Consider the following 18,133-nt stretch of genomic DNA (forward strand, 5'->3'; position numbering starts at 1 on the left):
GTGACAGCAGCCCACCTTGCCATTGCCGGATTGCCTTCGGAGTTCGTTGAAATGCGCGGGGGCGGCCTGTACTGGGTCGTCGCCGCCGGCAGTGCGCCGACCGATCTGCTTGGCGCCGGTGTGCTGTCCACCGCCGCTGCGCTGCAGGACGCCGTTCTGGTGACGCTGGGCCGTGGCGCCGAGCCGATGCTGTCGCTGCTTGCGGACGATCAAGGGCCGGCACGCCTGCGCCTGTTCCAGCGTTCCCACCACGGCATGCAGCAGGCGCTGCGTGGCCTGCCGGCGGACCTGCCGCGTGTGGCGTCCGCCGCCACCGGGCTCAGCCTGGTGCAGTTTCCGGTTGCCGCGCTGGATGGCTGGGATGACACGCGCCTGGCGCGCTGGTGCGAACGGCTGCAGCGCTGGGCAGGGCAGGCCGGCCAGATCGTGCTGCTGCTCTGCCATGGCGAAGTCGCCACCCTGGCACCGCGCCTGCTGCCCTTGAACCGCGCCTGCGCCGGCGTGGCCCAGCTGCACCCGCATCGCGGCGCCCTGCAGCTGCTGCTGCATTACTGGTCGAACAGCCATGGGGTGGTCGCGCAGCGTTCCTTTGGCGTGCTGCAGGAGGGCACGGGCCTGCGCCACGTGGCCGAGGCCGATACTGCTGACGAGGCTGCCAGCCTTGCCAGCGGAAGTGATCGCGACGTCTTCCTGGCCCAGGCCGACGTGCTGGAGGGCGCGCCGCCGCTGTCTGCCGCATGGCGCCTCTACGAGGGTTGGGCCGGCCTGCTGCCGGCCGCATTGCAGGCGCGCGAGGCCACGGTGGTGCTGGCCATCAACGAGAACGCCCAGGTGGACGCGCTGGCGCGGCTGCTGCACCGCCTGCGCCGCGAGCGCGGCACCGCCCTGAAGCTGGTCGTGCGCGAGCTTCAGCCCTGCCTGCGTTACGCCGACGAACGCCTGCTGATGCAGTGCGGGTGCAGCCTGGTGGTGCCGGCCGACACGCCGCTGCCACGCCTGCTGACGCTGCTGGAAACCGTGCAGCGGCAGCGCTGGCAGGGCCAGCTGGCCGATGACCCGGAGCCGCTGATCCGCGCCCATCGGCCGCCGTCGTTGAGCGGCCTGGTCAATGCCGCACGTTTCCGCCAGATCGCCGCAGAACGCATCGACCAGGACGGCAGTGCGGTGGAAAGCGCGGTGCTGGCCCTGCAGCCGGTTGCCGGCCTGCGCGCCGAACAGACCCTGCAGCAGCTGCGCATCCGCCGCCAGGGTGATCTTGCCTGTGTCTATCGTGGGCAGGTCCGCCTGTTCCTGTTCGGCTGCCGCCGCGATGCGGTCGAGCAGGCGCTGGGCAATCTGTTCCGCCTGCCTTGGCGCGAACTGTTTGACGGCTATCAGCGTCTTGCCGAATACGACATCGCCGCCATGAACCCGAGCGGCAGCGATCCGGACGCCGAGCTGCTGCCCGAGGCGCCGGTTGCATTGCCCGCGGTGGCTCCGGTGCGGGAAGCGTCGGCCGTCGTTGCCCCGAAGCCGCTGCGGCTGGGAGATACCGCATGACCACCGACCAGCAACTCTGGACCCTGATCGTCGCCTGCGCGGTCGTGATGATTCCCTTCGGGGCCATGCTGGGCACCCTGTGGCGCGGGCTGCGCCGCCGTGCCACGCGCTGGTTGCCGCCCCGCCATCTGCGCCGCGCCGGCGTGCGCCAGCGTGCGCCGCGGAGCGCTGCATGAGTCCGCAGAACGTTCCCGCATCTCCGTTCGCATGGGCCGACCTGCGTGGCTGGAACCTGTATTTCCTGTCCAAGGTGGTGCTGGCCTGGATGGGCGCGCTGGACCTGAAGATCCTGCCCAACCTGTTGTTCCTGGGCGCGCTGCTGGTGCCGCTGCGTTGGCGCTGGGCACGCATCGCACGCACTGTCGTGGCCGTGCCGGTGGGCGTGGCGCTCTATTACCAGGACACCTGGTGGCCACCGTTCCAGCGCCTGCTGGTGCAACCGGGCGTGCTGGATTTCTCGGCCGACTACTGGCTCGAACTGGCCCAGCGCTTCATCAACTGGCAGATGGTGGCGGTGCTCGCGCTGCTGCTGGTGGCCTACTTCCTGCTCAAGCCGTGGCTGCGCATCACCACCCTGAGCGTGCTGGGCATGCTTGGCCTGGCCGTCATGGCGATACCGATGCCGGCGGGCTGGAACTGGGGGCAGGGCACCGCCACGGCGGCCAGCACAGGAACCGCTGGGGCGACGACAGGGGGACTGCCGCCCGCCAACAACGACACGCTCAATGCGTGGCTGAGCAGTTTCTACCAGCAGCAGGCCAGCCTGAAGACCAGCTTCCCGGCGCCGGCCAGCGGTGCTCCGTTCGACGTCATCATCCTCAACATCTGCTCGCTGGCGTGGAGCGACCTGGATGAAGTCGGGCTGCGCCAGAACAACCTGCTCGACCACATGGACGTGGTGTTCGACGATTTCAATTCGGCCACCGCCTACAGCGGCCCGGCGGCGATCCGGCTGCTGCGCGCCAGCTGTGGCCAGACCTCGCATACCAAGCTGTTCGACCCGGTGCCTGCCGAGTGCCAGCTGTTCTCGAACCTGCAGCGGCTGGGCTTCCAGAGCGAGCTGGCGATGAACCACGATGGCCACTTCGACGACTTCATCGGCGAGCTGCACCAGTACGGTGGGCTGCAGGCACAGCCGATGGATATCAGCGCCTTCCCGAAGGCGCTGGTGGCGTTCGACAAGTCGCCACTGCGCCGCGATGGCGACGTGCTGATGGCGTGGTGGAAGCAGCGGCTGGCCGAAGCCCCGCAGCAGGTGGCGCTGTTCTACAACACGATCTCGCTGCATGACGGCAATCGCATCGTCGGTGCCGATGGCCGTTCCAATGCCGCCGACTACAAGGCGCGCGCGGAAATGGTGCTGGGTGACATGGCCGGTTTTGTCGATGCGGTGGAAAAGAGCGGCCGGCGCGCGATGATCGTGGTGGTACCCGAACATGGCGCCGCGCTGCACGGGGACCGCATGCAGATTCCGGGCATGCGCGAGATTCCCAGCCCGTCGATCACCCACGTGCCGGTGGGCGTCAAGCTGGTCGGAATGGGTGCACCGGCGGCCGGTGGCCCGCGCCACATCCCCGAGCCGAGCAGCTACCTGGCCGTGTCCGAGCTGGTCTCGCGCGTCTACGCACTCAACGCGCAGTCGCCGCCGAGCGAACGCAACTGGGACAGCCTGCTCAAGGGCCTGCCGCAGACGCCGTCGGTGTCGGAGAACGAAGGCGCCAAGGTCATCGACTACGGCGGCAAACCCTGGCTGCAGTTGCAGGGCAGCCAGACCTGGAGCCCCTACCCGGAGGATGCGCGCTGATGCCTGCCGACATTCTTGCCGTGCCCGCCACCCTGTCTGTGGAAGAGGACGACATCGATCTGCTGCGCCGCAGCCTGGACATGCCGGAGCTGCCCTACGTGGATTTCTCGGCCCAGCATGAACGTGCCCAGGCGCTGGCGCGCTGGCCGCTGCTGGCGGAACTGGAGCGGCGCGGATGAGCAACGTGTTGTCCCTGCAGGGCGTCCACGGCGGCACCGGCGTGACCACGGTGCTGGCCGCGCTGGGACAGGGCCTGCATGCCCAGGGCCAGCGCGTGCTGCTGGTGGAATGCAGTCCCGACCAGATGCTCGGCCTGCATCTGGGCCTGCCCGCCGATGTCGAAGGTGGCTGGGCGCGTGCACAGCTGGACGGCAGCGACTGGCGCGATGCGGCCTATGCCATCGCGCCCGGCTTGGCCGTGCTGCCCTACGGGCGGGTGGATGCCGAGGGTGCGATGCAGATCGAGCAGCAGCTGCGCCAGGCGCCCGCCACCTGGGCTGATCGTCTCCCGCTGCTGCAGGCCCAGTTCGACTGGATGCTGTTCGATCTGCCACAGCGACTGCCGGCACATGCGGCGGCCATCAACCAGCACGCGCGCTGCACCCTGCCGTTGCGCCTGGCCTGCGTCGATCCGGTCAGTCATGTGGTCCTGCAACGGCAGCCGGACGACGAGCGCCGGGTGCTGGCCAACCGCTACGACCCGGCCGTTCCGGTGCAGCGCGATCTGATGCAGCTGTGGCTGCACACCCATGCCAGGCGGCTGGTGCCGCAGCCGTTGCATGAGGATGCGCGGGTGCCGGCCGCACTCGCCAGCAAGCAACCGCTGGGGCGTCATGCAGCGAACTCGCTGGCCGCGGCCGACGTCGACGGCCTGGTGCTGTGGTGCCTGGCTGAAGCGGCGCGGCGGCAGCACCGCGAAGGCGGCCCTTGATGGGCGCCCGGGTCTACTACCTAGGCTGGGGGCGCCTGCGCGAGCGGGTGCATGCCTCTTGGCCGACGCGGGCCCTGTTGTGGTTGCTGCAATGGACCGGGTGGGCCTTCCTGCGCCTGGAGGGACCGGCCTGGCAGTCGATCGCGCCGCGCCTGCGCAACGCCTTCCCGCAGATCCAGGGTGACCGTCGCTGGCGTCCGGGCGATCCCCTGCGCCTGCTGATCCAGGCCGCCTGGCTGTCACTGGTGCGGCTGGTGCCGAAGGCGTCGAAGCGGCGGCAGCGCCTGGCCGACGCCAACCGCCAGCGGATTGCCGAGCTTCGCGGCGCCGCAGGCCGTGGCCGCCTGCGCTATCTGCGGGCGATGAGCGATGCACCCAGCGAATTCTGGAACAGCCGTTTCGCGGGCTGGTTCGGGCAGCGCGTCCGCGCCCTGTCGCCGCGCTCGCGGCATCTGCTGACGCTGCTGATCGGCTTGATCACCCTGGGCCTGGCGGCGCTGTGCATCACCCAGCCGTTCACCTACGTCGCGCAGTTCGTGTTCGTGCTGCTGCTGTGGATCATCGCCCTGCTGGTGCGGCGCATGCAGGGCCGCTACGCCACGCTGGTGCTGGTGGTGCTGTCGATCACCGTGTCCTGCCGCTACCTGTGGTGGCGCTATACCGCCACCCTGAACTGGAACAGCACCTTCGACCTGGTCTGCGGCGTGATCCTGCTAGCTGCGGAAACCTACTCCTGGCTGGTGCTGATGCTGGGCTACGTGCAGGTCGCCTGGCCGTTGCGCAGGCGACCCGCGCCGCTGCCGGCCGACGTGCGGCAATGGCCGACGGTAGACGTGCTGATTCCCACCTACAACGAAGACCTGGCGCTGGTACGGCATACCGTATACGCCGCGATGGGCCTGGACTGGCCTGCGGACAAACTGCGCATCCACATCCTGGATGACGGCAAGCGCGAAGAGTTCCGTGCCTTCGCCGAGCGCGCCGGGGTGAACTACATCACCCGCACCGACAACCGCCACGCCAAGGCCGGCAATCTCAACCATGCGCTTACCCTGATCGATGGCGAGCTGGTGGCGATCTTCGACAGTGACCATCTGCCGGTGCGCTCGTTCCTGCAGATCACCTGTGGCTGGTTCCTGCGTGACCCGAAGCTGGCGCTGGTGCAGACCCCGCATCACTTCTTCTCCGCCGACCCGTTCGAGCGCAACCTGCAGGTGTTCCGCAGCGATCCCAACGAGGGCGAGCTGTTCTACGGGCTGGTGCAGGACGGCAACGATCTGTGGAACGCGGCGTTCTTCTGTGGCTCCTGCGCGGTGCTGCGGCGCGAGGCCATCGATGCGATTGGTGGCTTCGCCACCGAGACCGTCACCGAAGATGCGCATACCGCCCTGCGCCTGCACCGCAAGGGCTGGAACTCGGCTTACCTGCGCATCCCGCAGGCGGCCGGGCTGGCCACCGACAGCCTCGGCGCGCACGTCAACCAGCGCATCCGCTGGGCGCGCGGCATGGTGCAGATCTTCCGCATCGACAACCCATTGCTGGGCAAGGGGCTGAGCCTGTTCCAGCGCTTCTGCTATGCCAACGCCATGCTGCATTTCCTTGCCGGCATCCCGCGGCTGGTGTTCCTGACCGCGCCGCTGGCGTTCCTGCTGCTGCACGTCTACATCATCTACGCCCCGGCGCTGGCCATCCTGCTGTTCGTGGTGCCGCACATGGCCCATGCCAGCCTCACCAATGCCCGCATCCAGGGCAAGTACCGCCGCCCGTTCTGGGGCGAGGTGTATGAGACCGTGCTGGCCTGGTACATCGCGCGGCCCACCACGGTGGCACTGTTCAGCCCGGGGCGCGGCAAGTTCAACGTCACCGACAAGGGCGGCACCCAGGCCGGTGACCGCTTCGACTGGCGGGTGGCGCGGCCCTATCTGGTGCTGGCACTGCTGAACGTGCTGGGCCTGTGCTTTGCGGTGTGGCGGTTCATGCACGGGCCGGCCGACGAACGCGGCACGGTGGTCGTCAGCTCGCTGTGGGTGCTGTACAACCTGCTGATCATCGGCGGAGCGCTGGCCGTGGCCGCCGAAGTGCAGCAGGTGCGGCGCACCCATCGCGTCACCACCCGCCTGCCGATGGCGCTGGAGATTCCCGATGGCCGGCGCCTGCGTGGCGTGCTGCAGGATTACTCCAACGATGGCGTTGGCGTCGAACTGGGCGAAGATGCCCAGCTTGCCGAAGGCCAGCAGGTACAGGTGCTGCTGGGTCGCGGCCGGCGTGAATTCGCTTTCCCGGCACGCGTGCAGCGCACCGTCGGCCACCGCTTGGGCCTGCTGCTGCTGTTCGAGGACGAGCGCCAGCGCGTGGAGTTCGCCCAGTGCACGTTCGCGCGCGCGGACGCGTGGCTCGACTGGCATGCCGGCTATCAACCCAAGAGCCTGCCGCGCAGCCTGTGGAGCGTGCTGGTTCTGGGCTGGCGCGGTTACCGCCGGATGGGCGATTTCACTCCGTTCGACCTCGACCGCCCGGCACACTGGAATCGTCGCCTGCTGCGATGGCTCGCCAGCTTTGCCCCGCAACGTCCGCTTCCTTCCCACCCGGCTGACCCAGCCGCTGATCCAGGGCTTCGTCCATGAGCATTCCGTCTTCTCTGCGCTGGCTGCTGTTGCCCCTGCTGGCCCTGCCGGTGGCATCCGGCAACAGCGCTCCTGCTCCGGTCGCGGTGCCGCCGCCCGCACCGGCGAATGCCGCACCGGTGGCAGCGCCGCCTGCGCTGCCCGCGACCTCGGCCACCCCCGCGGCTCCGGCCGAGGCCGCGGCGCTGACGCAGACCTGGGCCGGCAGCGCCTGGCCCTGGCAGCGGCAGAGCACGTTCGCCCAGCTGGGGCGCCGCCAGGACACCCTGTTGTCCGGCGTGCGCAACGCCACTACGTTCGAGTTCCAGGTCCGCCGCGACCGCCTGGTGCGCGATGCGGAACTGGACCTGAGCTTCACGCCTTCGCCGTCGTTGCTGCCGACCCTGTCGCATCTGCGGGTCTACCTCAACGACGCGATGATGGGCGTGGTGCCGATCAGCAACGATCAGCTGGGTCGCCCGGTGCAGGCCAAGCTGCCGCTGGATGCGCGGCTGATCGCCGACTTCAACCAGGTGCGGCTGGAGTTCGTCGGCCACTACACCGACATCTGCGAAGAACCCACGCACAGTTCGCTGTGGGTCAACCTGTCCAGCAACAGCACCCTGCGCCTGGGCGGGCAGCCGCTGGCGATGCAGGACGACCTGGCGAACTTCCCGCTGCCGTTCTTCGATCCGCGCGACACCGCGCGGCTCGAACTGCCGGTGGTGTTCGCCGGCACCCCGAGCCTGGCACAGCAGCGCGCGGCGGCGGTGATGTCGTCGTACTTCGGCAGCCTCGCCGGCTGGTGGCGGCAGGCGCGGTTCCCGGTGAGCTTCGGCGCGCTGCCCGAGAAGGGCCACGCGGTGGTGCTGGCCGTGAACGGGAAATTCCCCGCGGTGATCGGCAACCACGCGCCGGTGAAGGGCCCGGTGATCGAGTTGATGGCACTGCCGGACGACCCGCAGCGCAAGCTGCTGCTGGTGCTGGGCCGCAACGATGACGACCTGCAGAAGGCAGTGGCCGCGATGGCGGCCGGCAACGTGCTGTTCCGTGGCCGCCAGGTCAGCATTGATGAGATCAAGCCGCTGGCCCCGCGCAAGCCGTACGACGCCCCGAACTGGGTGCGCACCGACCGCGCCGTGCGCCTGGCCGAACTGCTGGACTATCCGCAGCAGCTGCATGCCAACGGCGTGTCGCCGCAGCCGATCACGGTCAACCTCAACCTGCCGCCGGATCTGTTCATCTGGCGCAACCAGGGCATTCCGCTGAACCTGCGCTACCGCTACACGCCGCCCTTCGGCAGCGACGAGTCGCGGCTGGGCGTTGCGATCAACGATCAGTTCATTTCCAGCTTCCCGCTGGTGCGGCGCACCGGCAAGCAGGGCCTGGAAGAGATCCGTCTGCCGGTACTGGCCGGTGATGCCGGTGCCGACGATGGACGCCTGTTGATTCCTGCACTCAAGCTGGGTGACCGCAACCAGCTGCGCTTCGACTTCAACTTCGCCAGCGTGATGGGCAGCGCGCAGCGCGATCATTGCCAGACCGTGCTGCCACCGAACCTGCAGGCGGCGATCGAGGAAGATTCAACCATCGACTTCTCCGGCTTCCATCACTACATGGGCCTGCCGGACCTGTCTGCATTCGCCCTGAGCGGTTTCCCGTTCACCCGCATGGCCGACCTGTCCGAGACCGTCGTGCTGGTGCCGCCCGCTGCCAGCGAGGCGCAGGTCAGCCTGCTGTTGAACCTGGTGGGTGGCCTGGGCGTGCAGACCGGCTACCCCGCCTACGGCCTGCGCCTGTCCGATGACTGGAAGCAGGCCAGCGCACTGGATGCGGACCTGCTGATGCTGGGCGCGTTGCCGGCCGAGCTGCGCGGCAGCCAGCAGCTTTCGCTGCTGATCGATGACCAGCGCACGCGGCTGCTGAACGGCCAGTCGCCTTCGCCGCAGCAGGCGATGGAGCAGGCACGGCGTGGCAGCCGTGATGGCGACCCGGCGGTGACCGAGGTTGCGGTGACCGCGCAGGCACCGTTTGCCGCGATCATCGGCATGCAGTCGCCGCATCATGCCCAGCGCAGCATCGTCTCGCTGGCCGCCAGCAATGCCGCGGACTATGGCCTGCTCGATGACGCGCTCAGCGATACCGGCAAGCGCGAGGCAATTGCCGGCTCGGTGGCGATCCTGCGCACATCCGGCATCCACAGCCAGTTCGTGGGTGAGCACTACTACGTTGGCGCGCTGCCGTGGTGGCTGCTGCTGTGGTACCACCTGGCCGACCATCCCGCATTGCTGGCGGTGCTGGCCACGCTGGTGGTGCTGATGTTCGCCTTCCTGCTGTGGCGCGCGCTGCGCTGGGTGGCCGCCAAGCGCCTGGATCCGGGGAACTGATGGCGCGCACGCGGCACCCGCTGGTGACGGCGTCGGGGCTGGTCCTGCTGGGACTGGCCGGTGCCGGCCCGTGCGCGGCGCAAGCGTTGCCGGCCACACCGGGAGGCACGGTGGCCGAGCAACGCCAGTGGCTGCTGCAGCAGGTGCGCATCGGCGAGGCCACCGGCCGCCAGAGCCTGATCGAAGACGCGTTGGCGCGGCTGCGGATGCTGGCACCGGATGATCGCGGCACGCTGGTGGCGATCCTGGAAGTGCAGTTGTCGCAGCAGAAGCTGGACGATGCCGAAGCCACGCTGGCACGGCTGCGCCAGATCGGCGCAGGCAGCCGCGAGCTGGCGGCCGGCGAACGCCTGTGGCAGGCCTATCGCGGCGACCTTCAGCAGGAACTGCAGCAGGCCCGCCTGTTCGCCGCCGGTGGTCGCAGCGAGGAAGCACTGGCGATCTACCGGCGCCTGTTCAACGACGACCCGCCGGGCCTGCAGCTGGGCCTGGAATACTGGCGGCTTCGCGGTACCCAGGCCGAAGGCCGTGCACCGGCGATCCGTGCGCTCACCGAGCTGGATCGCAGCTACCCGGGCAATGTCACCCTGCTGCAGGCACTGTCGCAGCTGCTGTTCGCTGCGGGCCGCGACAGCGAGGCACTGGCGGCGCTGCAGCGCATGGGGCGCAATCCGGAAGCACGCGGCATGGCCGCCGACGCCGAATGGGCCTACCTGAAGGATCAGGCTGCCGACGAGCGCAGCGTGCGCCGCCTGCAGGACTTCATCACCCGCAATCCCACATTTGCCGACATCGCACTGGTGCGCGAGCGCTACGCGGACCAGCACAAGCGGGTCAGTGATCCGGCCTGGCGTGCCGGGCTGCGCGGCCAGCAACTGCTGGACGCGGGCCGCAATGAAGACGCCGAGCGCGCCTTCCTGCAGGCGCTGAGAGGCTATCCACGCGAGCCAGGCCTGCTTGGCGGGTTGGGCATGGCGTTGATGCGCCAGGGCCGCCGCGAGCAGGCCATCACCTACTTCCAGCGCGCGGTGCAGGCGACACCGGCCGGCGACAGCAATGACAAGTGGCGTGACCTGATCGCCAGCACCCGCTACTGGCTGCAGCTGGACCAGGCCGATGCCGCGCTGAAGGCGGGCCGCCTGGACGAGGCCGAGCGCCTGTACGCGCAGGCACGGCGGCAGCAGCCGCGCGACGTCAATGCTGCGCTGGGGCTGGTCGACGTCGCCGTCGCGCGCGGTGACGATGCGGCCGCCGAACGCCAGCTGCAGAGTGCGCGGCGGATCGCGCCCACCGATGCCAACGTGGTGCGCAAGCTGGTGCAGCTGTATGGCCGCACCGATCCGCAGCGGCTGGAGGCCTTCATCAACGCGTTGCCTGCCGCACAGCGCAAGCTGTATGCCGAAGACCTGCGCCAGCTGCAGATCACGCGGCTGCGTGAACGCCGCGAGCAGGCACTGGCGGCCGGTGATGCCGCCACGGCCATCGAACTGGGAACGCAGCTGCGTGTGGAACTGCCCGATGATGCCTGGCTGGCCTATGCCCTCGGCAACGAGCTGCGTGCGGCAGGCCGGGAGCAGGATGCCGATGCCGTGGTGGCCGACATGGCCCGGCGCAACGGCAGTGCAGAGGCGCGCTATGCGCAGGCACTGTACCTGTCCGGCTCCGATCGCCTGCCGCAGGCGCTGGCCGTGCTCGATGCACTGCCCCAGGCGCAGTGGGACGATGACATCCGCGCGCTGTCGGCGCGCCTGCACCGGCAGCAGCTGACCGACCATCTGTGGGAGCTGCGCGCGCAGGGCAGGGAGGCCGAGGCCATCGCCCTGCTGCTGCAGCAACCGCCCAGCACCGACAACGACATGCTGCTGGCCGAGTGGGCCCGCCTGCGCGGTGACCACGCGCAGGCACTGCACTATTACCAGCGCGTGCTGGCCGCACAGCCGGACAACGTCGATGCGCAGCTGGGCCGGATCCTGGCCTGGATCGGCAGCGGCGACCTGGCCAGCGCACGCCGCCAGATGCAGGATGCACCGCCCCAGGTTGCCGATGAGGCGACGGGGCAGCAGCGCCAGCTCGCCACCATCTGGACCGACCTGCGCGAGGACGCGAAGGCGCTTGCGATCCTGCGTGCGCTGCTGGCACGCAGGACCGCGCCCGATGCACAGTCCTGGCGCGACGCGGCACGGCTGGTCCGCCGTGACGATCCACAGCAGGCGTTGGACATGTACGCGCAGGCCATGGCCGACAACGGGCTGCTGGCACCGGCACAGGCAGCACCGCGCGACAACCGCGCGCTGACGCTGGCCAGCCGCGAAACCGCAGGCGACGACTGGCTGCGTCGCAGCCTGCGCAGTGATGTCGAAACCCTGTACCAGCAGGAGAATCCCACCCTGACCGTGATGCAGGATACGGGTCGCCGCAGCGATGGCACGCCGGGCATCTCGCGGCTGTCGCGTGATACCCGCATCGCGCACCTCGACGCGCCGTTCGCCGGCGGGCTGGGCTGGGCGCGCATCGAGCAGGTGCAGTTCGATGCCGGGCGCTTCCAGACCGATGCCAACGGCGCCTACGACGAAGACTTCGGCAGCTGCGATCTGGACCTGGTCCAGGCCGACGGCACGCGCCTGCGTGCACCGGGCTGCACCCGGTTCGTGCATCAGCAACGCACGTCCGGTGCCGGTTTCGCCGTCGGCTGGCGCACGCTCGACGATCGCTGGAATTTCGATATCGGCCATACCCCGTCCAACTATGCGGTCGGCAACTGGCTCGGCGGCCTTACCGTCAATGGAGACCTGGGCCGTTTCGGCTGGGGAGCTACCGTGTCGCGGCGGCCGATGACCAATTCGCTGCTGTCGCAGGCCGGTGCATACGACCCGCGCAGCGGCATCCGCTGGGGGGGTGTCACCGCCAATGGCCTGACCTTCAGCCTGGGCTACGACCAGGGCGGCCGCAATGGCGTCTGGTCGAACTGGAGCTGGCATCGCCTGACCGGCGAGAACGTGGTGGACAACACGCGTGCCCGTGCGATGGTTGGCTGGTACCACAAGCTGATCCAGCGCACCGACATGCGCCTGGATGTCGGTACCACCGCGATGTACTGGCGTTACCAGAAGGATCTGGGCGGATACTCGCTGGGCCAGGGCGGCTATTACAGCCCGCAGCGCTACGCATCGCTGAGCCTGCCGGTGAGCTTCGCCTGGCGCAACGACAACTGGTCGGTACGCCTGGATGGATCGGTCAGCGTGTCCAGCGCGCGGACGTCCTCGATCAGCCGTTACCCGGATCAGGCGCTGATCGAACGCGTGATCGCGCAGCTGGAACCGCAGTACGGCCCGCTGACACTGGATCAGGCGGGTCTGTACACCGGCGACAGCAAGAGCACCGGCACCGGCTACCGCCTGTACGGTGCGGTGGAGCGCCGGTTGGGTGACCACTTCGTGCTCGGCGCCGCCGGTACCCTGCAGCGCAGCCGCGACTTCTCGCCGAACTCGTTCCAGCTCTACCTGCGCTATACCTTCAAACCCTGGCAGGGCAACCTGCCGTTGCCGGTCTCTCCGTTGGTGCCCTATGGCGAATTCCGCTGACCTGCAGCGCCGGCGCCTGCTGCAGGCGGCCGCGGCCGTGCCGCTGCTCGGCTGGGGTGCCGTGCAGGCGCAACCGGCGCCACCGGCATCGCGCTGGCCGGCGTGGCAGGTGCTGCTCGACAGCAGCCTGAGCCGCGACGGGCGCATGATCGATCGCAGCCAGGATGATCAGCGCAGCACCTCCGAAGGGCAGTCGTATGCACTGTTCTTTGCGCTGGTCGCCAATGACCAGACCCTGTTTGATCGCATCCTGGCCTGGACGCAGGACAACCTGGCGGGCGGTGACATGCGCCAGCACCTGCCGGCCTGGCTGTGGGGGCGGGATGCCAAAGGAGGCTGGCAGGTACTGGACAGCAACCCCGCCTCTGACTCGGATCTGTGGCTGGCCTATGCGCTGCTGGAAGGTGCGCGCCTGTGGCGGCGTCCGGCATTGCAGGCCATCGCCGAAGGCATGCTGCAGCAGGTGCGCGAGCGCGAGATCGTGCAGCTGCCGGCGCTGGGGCCGATGCTGCTGCCCGGCCCGCAGGGCTTCGTCGAAGGCGATGCGACCCGGATCAACCCCAGCTATCTGCCGTTGCCGCTGCTGCGACGGTTTGCATCGGTTGACCGCAAGGGACCGTGGCCGGCATTGGCGGCAAACACGGTGCGGATGCTGCAGCAGAGCAGTCCGCACGGATTCGTGCCGGACTGGACGGCGTGGCAGGCCGGCGGTTTCGTGGACGACCCGGTGAAGGGGGCGGTCGGCAGCTACGATGCGATCCGCTGCTACGCCTGGGCCGGCATGACCGCGCCGCGCGATCCGCTGTTCCGGCCGCAGCTGGCTGCGTTGTCCGGCCCGCTGCAGCGCCTGCGCAGCGGCGCCGCCATGTGGGAAAAGATCGACACCCGCAGCGGGCAGGGGCAGGGCGAAGGCAACTACGGCTTCCGCGCGGCGTTGCTGCCATATCTGCTGGCCCAGGGAGAAAACGAGCGCGCCCGTGCACTGCAGGCCAGCCTGCCCAGCGCCGAGCAGCAGCGCGCCGATGCCCCGGCGTACTACTCGCAGATGCTCAGCCTGTTCGGGCTGGGCTGGGCCGAAGGACGCTGGCGCTTCAACGCCGACGGCAGGCTGCAGCCGCGCTGGTGAGCCGCGCGCGCTGCAGGGTCGGGTGCATGCCGGCGCCGCCTACTCCAGCGCGTAGCGCAGGGTGAACAGCACCGCCACCAGCCACACCGCCGGGTGCACCTCGCGCCAGCGGCCGGTGCCCGCCTTCAGCGCGGCGTAGGCGATGAAACCGAACGCCAGGCCGTTGGCAATCGAGTAGGTGAACGGCATCGCCAGCGCACACAGCGCGGCGGGAACCGATTCGGTCAGGTCGCTCCAGTCCACTTCCACCAGTTCGCGCAGCATCAATCCGGCCACGAACAGCAGCGCCGGCGCAGTGGCATAGCTGGGCACCATCGCCGCCAGCGGCGAGAACAGCAGCGCGGCCAGGAACAACGCCGACACCACCAGCGCGGTCAGCCCGGTGCGGCCGCCCACCTGCACGCCCGAGGCGCTTTCGGCGAAGGCGGTGGTGCTGCTGGTGCCGAGCAACGAACCGGCGACGATCGCGGTGCTGTCGGCCAGCAGTGCGCGGCCGAAACGCTTCTGCGCGCCCGGCAGCTTCAGCAGGCCGGCGCGGCCGACCACGCCATACAGCGTGCCGGTGGCATCGAACACTTCCACCAGCACGAACACCAGCACCACCTGCAGCAGCACCGCGATCGGCGCGCCGCCGTCGTGGTGCAGCAGGCCCGGCAGGTCCAGCTGCAGGAAGGTCGGGGCCAGGCTCGGCGGCAACGACACCAGGCCCTGGTACTGCACATCACCCAGGGCCCAGCCTGCAGCTGTCACTGCCAGGATGCCGATCAGGATCGCGCCGCGGATGCGGCGTGCTTCCAGCACCGCGATCAGCAGGAAGCCGGCCAGTGCCAGCAGCGGCGGTGCCGTGTTCAACGGGCCCAGCGCCACCAGCGTGTCTTCATTGCCGACAATCACGCCGGATTTCTGCAGCGCGATGATCGCCAGGAACAGGCCGATGCCGGCCACGATGGCCGAACGCAGCGATGCCGGAATGCCCGATACCAGCCACGCGCGCACGCCGGTCAGTGACAGCACCAGGAACACCAGGCCGGAGATGAACACCGCACCCAGCGCCTGCTGCCACGGCAGGCCGGCGGCGCCGACCACGGTGAAGGCAAAGAACGCGTTCAGGCCCATGCCCGGCGCCATGCCGACCGGGAAGTTGGCGGCCAGCGCCATCACCGCCGAACCCAGCGCGGCGGCCAGGCAGGTCGCCACGAACACCGCACCGGCATCCATGCCGGTGGTGCCGAGGATCTCGGGGTTCACGAAGACGATGTAGGACATCGTCAGGAAGGTGGTGACACCGGCCAGCAGCTCGGTGCGCACGGTGGTGCCGTGCTGCTGCAGCTGGAACAGGCGTTCGAACAGGGGCATCGCAGATCTCTCATGCCTGCGCGCCCTGCCGCCCGAAGGTGCCGCAGGTGCGTCGTCAGGCGGTTAGAAGTGGTAGTTCAACTTCAGCGTAGCGCTGCTGTAGTCGGTATGGAAGCTGCGGCGGGCCGCGGCCGGGTAGTTGGGATCGTCGAGCGTCACCGGGCTGGAACCCAGGTGGGTGTAACGGTACTCGGCACCGGCGGAAAGACGGTCGTTGAAGCGGTACAGCACGCCTGCCGTGGCGTTGGCGCCGGTGGACAGGTGCGAGGCACGGGTCTCGAACTCGGCCACGCGGCAGCCGTTGGTGGCTTCCACCAGCGATTTGTCGCAGCCCAGCGTGAATGCCTGCTGGGCCACTGTCACGCCGGCGCCGAGGTAGGGCAGCCAGCGACCCATCGCTCGGCCCAGCGTCACATCGAAGGTGCCCGAACGGGTCACCGCATCCTTGCCGTAGTACGGGCTGTACCGGTGCTGCTCGCGATCCTTCCAGTCACGCGTGATGTTGCCGAACGACAGCGCGCCTTCAACGCCGACCACGATGTTGTTGTCGAACTGCCAGCGACGCCCACCCTGCACGCCGCCACTGAAGCCGCGCACGCTCTTTTCCGAGGCGCTGGCATTGCTGCGGTCCTTGCTGTGCCCCTCGCCATGCGAGGCCTGCGCACCCAGGTAGAAGACGTCCCAGTCAGGGGTGGCGGCCGTGGCAGTGCCCGACAGCAGCAGGGCGGCCGTGGTGATGATCAGAGTTTTCATTGCGGTTTCCTACGTTGGGGGATGAAGCGGGACGTAGGAAAGCCGATGAGCGCGGGCGGAAACATACAACGAGTTGCAAAGTGCGGTGGGTGCCGGGTGCAGCAAGGCCGGTTGAGGGCGTGGCGGTCCAGCGTGGCTGGAGTCCGTGGGCCAGAGCGGCTGAAAACGACAATGCGTGGCGATAGGTCCTCTTGAATGACGAAAGGCCGCGCGAGCGCGGCCTTTCGTTTCCTGCAGGAACCGTTACTTCAGCGCCTTGAAGCGCAGGCGCTTCGGCGCAGCGTCGTCGCCCATGCGGCGGCGCTTGTCTTCTTCGTACTCGCGGTAGTTGCCCTGGAAGAACTCCACGTGCGAGTCGCCTTCGAACGCCAGGATGTGGGTCGCGATGCGATCCAGGAACCAGCGGTCATGCGAAATGACGAAGGTGTTGCCCGGGAACTCCAGCAGCGCATCTTCCAGCGCACGCAGGGTTTCGATGTCCAGGTCGTTGGACGGTTCGTCGAGCAGCAGCACGTTGCCACCCTGCAGCAGGGTCTTGGCCATGTGCAGGCGGCCACGCTCACCACCGGACAGCGAACCAACCATCTTCTGCTGGTCCTGGCCCTTGAAGTTGAAGCGGCCGATGTAGGCGCGCGACTGGATCTCGATGCCGTTGATGTTGAGGATGTCCAGGCCACCCGCGATTTCCTGGAAGACGTTGTGGTTGCCTTCCAGCGCGTCGCGGCTCTGGTCCACGTAGGACAGCTTCACGGTCGGGCCGACCACGATCTCGCCGGTATCCGGCTTTTCCTGGCCGGTGATCATCTTGAACAGGGTCGACTTACCGGCACCGTTGGGGCCGATGATGCCGACGATGGCGCCGGCCGGCACCAGGAAGCTCAGGTTGTCGAACAGCAGGCGGTCGCCGAACTTCTTGGAGACGTTCTTGAACTCCATCACCGCATTGCCCAGGCGCTCGCCCGGCGGGATGAAGATTTCATTGGTCTCGTTGCGCTTCTGGTAATCGACCGACTGCAGCTCTTCCAGGCGGGCCAGACGGGCCTTGCCCTTGGTGCGGCCGCCCTTGGCGTTCTGGCGCGACCACTCCAGTTCCTTCTGGATCGCCTTCTGGCGAGCCTTTTCCTGGTTGTCTTCCTGCTTCAGGCGCTCGTCCTTCTGGGTCAGCCAGTCGGTGTAGTTGCCCTTCCACGGAATGCCGCGGCCGCGGTCCAGTTCCAGGATCCACTCGGCGGCGTTGTCCAGGAAGTAGCGATCATGGGTGACCGCCACGACAGTGCCGGTGTAGCGCGCCAGGAACTGTTCCAGCCACTCCACCGACTCGGCGTCGAGGTGGTTGGTCGGTTCGTCGAGCAGCAGCATGTCCGGCTTCTGCAGCAGCAGGCGGCACAGCGCCACGCGGCGCTTCTCACCACCGGACAGCTTGCCGACCACGGCATCCCACGGCGGCAGGCGCAGCGCATCGGCGGCCACGTCCAGCTGGTTTTCCAGGGTGTGCGCGTCGCCGGCGGCCAGGATCGCCTCCAGGCGCTCCTGTTCCTTGGCCAGCGCGTCGAAGTCGGCGCCTTCCTCGGCATAGGCCAGGTACACCGCGTCCAGCGCGGCCTGGGCCTGCAGCACTTCGCCCACGCCTTCCTCGACCGCTTCACGCACGGTCTTGGTCGGGTCCAGTTCCGGTTCCTGGGCCAGGTAGCCGACCTTGATGCCGGGCTGCGGGCGGGCTTCGCCCTCGAAATCGGTGTCCACGCCGGCCATGATCTTCAGCACGGTGGACTTGCCGGCGCCGTTCAGGCCCAGCAGGCCGATCTTCGCGCCCGGGAAGAAGGACAGCGAGATGTCCTTGATGATCTGCCGCTTGGGCGGGACCACCTTGGACACGCGGTTCATGGTGTAGATGTATTGCGAGGACATGAGGTCTCCGTAGGCGCGGCCCTGCGCCCGGTCCGCCACGGGAACATCCCGTTGCGGCAGCGGGCACAGACTGAAAAGGTGTACCGCCAATTATAGCCGGAACCGGTTCCGGGCCGCGCCGGGCAGGGGGCGCTGGGCTGGCTAT

12 protein-coding genes are annotated in these 18,133 nt (G+C 68.6%); 9 read left to right on the forward strand and 3 right to left on the reverse strand.

Features of this window, described 5'->3' with window-relative positions; all coding sequences use genetic code 11:
* Genes bcsE through bcsZ form a run of 9 tightly spaced genes read left to right on the forward strand, consistent with a single transcriptional unit; the run spans position 1 to position 13,971 of the window.
* On the forward strand, positions 1-1,539 hold the full coding sequence (bcsE, locus tag N440_RS00720) for a cellulose biosynthesis protein BcsE (RefSeq protein ID WP_133933780.1): 1,539 nt from the start codon (positions 1-3) through the stop codon (positions 1,537-1,539).
* Positions 1,536-1,715 carry a cellulose biosynthesis protein BcsF gene (bcsF, locus tag N440_RS00725; protein ID WP_040008940.1) on the forward strand — a complete coding sequence of 60 codons (180 nt, stop codon included), beginning with the start codon at positions 1,536-1,538 and terminating at the stop codon, positions 1,713-1,715. Before bcsE ends, bcsF begins: the two co-directional genes overlap by 4 nt.
* Positions 1,712-3,343: a cellulose biosynthesis protein BcsG gene (gene bcsG, locus N440_RS00730; RefSeq protein WP_053448767.1), complete on the forward strand. Its 1,632-nt coding sequence runs from the start codon at positions 1,712-1,714 to the stop codon at positions 3,341-3,343. The genes bcsF and bcsG overlap by 4 nt, the downstream gene beginning before the upstream one ends.
* On the forward strand, positions 3,343-3,522 hold the full coding sequence (gene bcsR, locus N440_RS00735; protein ID WP_040008936.1) for a cellulose biosynthesis protein BcsR: 180 nt from the start codon (positions 3,343-3,345) through the stop codon (positions 3,520-3,522). The genes bcsG and bcsR overlap by 1 nt, the downstream gene beginning before the upstream one ends.
* Positions 3,519-4,274 carry a cellulose biosynthesis protein BcsQ gene (bcsQ, locus tag N440_RS00740; protein ID WP_133933781.1) on the forward strand — a complete coding sequence of 252 codons (756 nt, stop codon included), beginning with the start codon at positions 3,519-3,521 and terminating at the stop codon, positions 4,272-4,274. Before bcsR ends, bcsQ begins: the two co-directional genes overlap by 4 nt.
* The gene (bcsA, locus tag N440_RS00745) at positions 4,274-6,898 is read left to right on the forward strand and encodes a UDP-forming cellulose synthase catalytic subunit (protein ID WP_133933782.1); all 2,625 of its coding nucleotides are present in this window, start codon (positions 4,274-4,276) and stop codon (positions 6,896-6,898) included. The genes bcsQ and bcsA overlap by 1 nt, the downstream gene beginning before the upstream one ends.
* Positions 6,895-9,264: a cellulose biosynthesis cyclic di-GMP-binding regulatory protein BcsB gene (bcsB, locus tag N440_RS00750; RefSeq protein WP_133933783.1), complete on the forward strand. Its 2,370-nt coding sequence runs from the start codon at positions 6,895-6,897 to the stop codon at positions 9,262-9,264. Before bcsA ends, bcsB begins: the two co-directional genes overlap by 4 nt.
* Positions 9,264-12,845, forward strand: coding sequence for a cellulose synthase complex outer membrane protein BcsC (gene bcsC / locus N440_RS00755; RefSeq protein WP_133933784.1), 3,582 nt, complete (start codon positions 9,264-9,266; stop codon positions 12,843-12,845). The genes bcsB and bcsC overlap by 1 nt, the downstream gene beginning before the upstream one ends.
* Entirely contained in the window at positions 12,829-13,971 is a 1,143-nt protein-coding gene (bcsZ, locus tag N440_RS00760; protein WP_133933785.1) for a cellulose synthase complex periplasmic endoglucanase BcsZ, read from the forward strand. Before bcsC ends, bcsZ begins: the two co-directional genes overlap by 17 nt.
* Before the next feature lie 39 nt (positions 13,972-14,010).
* On the opposite strand, the gene N440_RS00765 is transcribed toward bcsZ, so the two are convergent.
* The 3 genes from N440_RS00765 to ettA all read right to left on the reverse strand — a co-directional run bounded on the left by N440_RS00765 (position 14,011) and on the right by ettA (position 17,988).
* Entirely contained in the window at positions 14,011-15,327 is a 1,317-nt protein-coding gene (locus N440_RS00765; protein WP_004154176.1) for an NCS2 family permease, read from the reverse strand.
* Between the two features lie 63 nt (positions 15,328-15,390).
* Complete coding sequence (locus N440_RS00770) at positions 15,391-16,080, reverse strand: outer membrane beta-barrel protein (protein ID WP_133933786.1); 690 nt, start codon at positions 16,078-16,080, stop codon at positions 15,391-15,393.
* A gap of 243 nt (positions 16,081-16,323) precedes the next feature.
* Entirely contained in the window at positions 16,324-17,988 is a 1,665-nt protein-coding gene (gene ettA, locus N440_RS00775; RefSeq protein ID WP_005412220.1) for an energy-dependent translational throttle protein EttA, read from the reverse strand.
* Positions 17,989-18,133: the final 145 nt, after the last annotated feature.

The organism is Stenotrophomonas sp. CC22-02 (assembly GCF_004365115.1).
Classification (GTDB): Bacteria; Pseudomonadota; Gammaproteobacteria; order Xanthomonadales; family Xanthomonadaceae; genus Stenotrophomonas; species Stenotrophomonas forensis.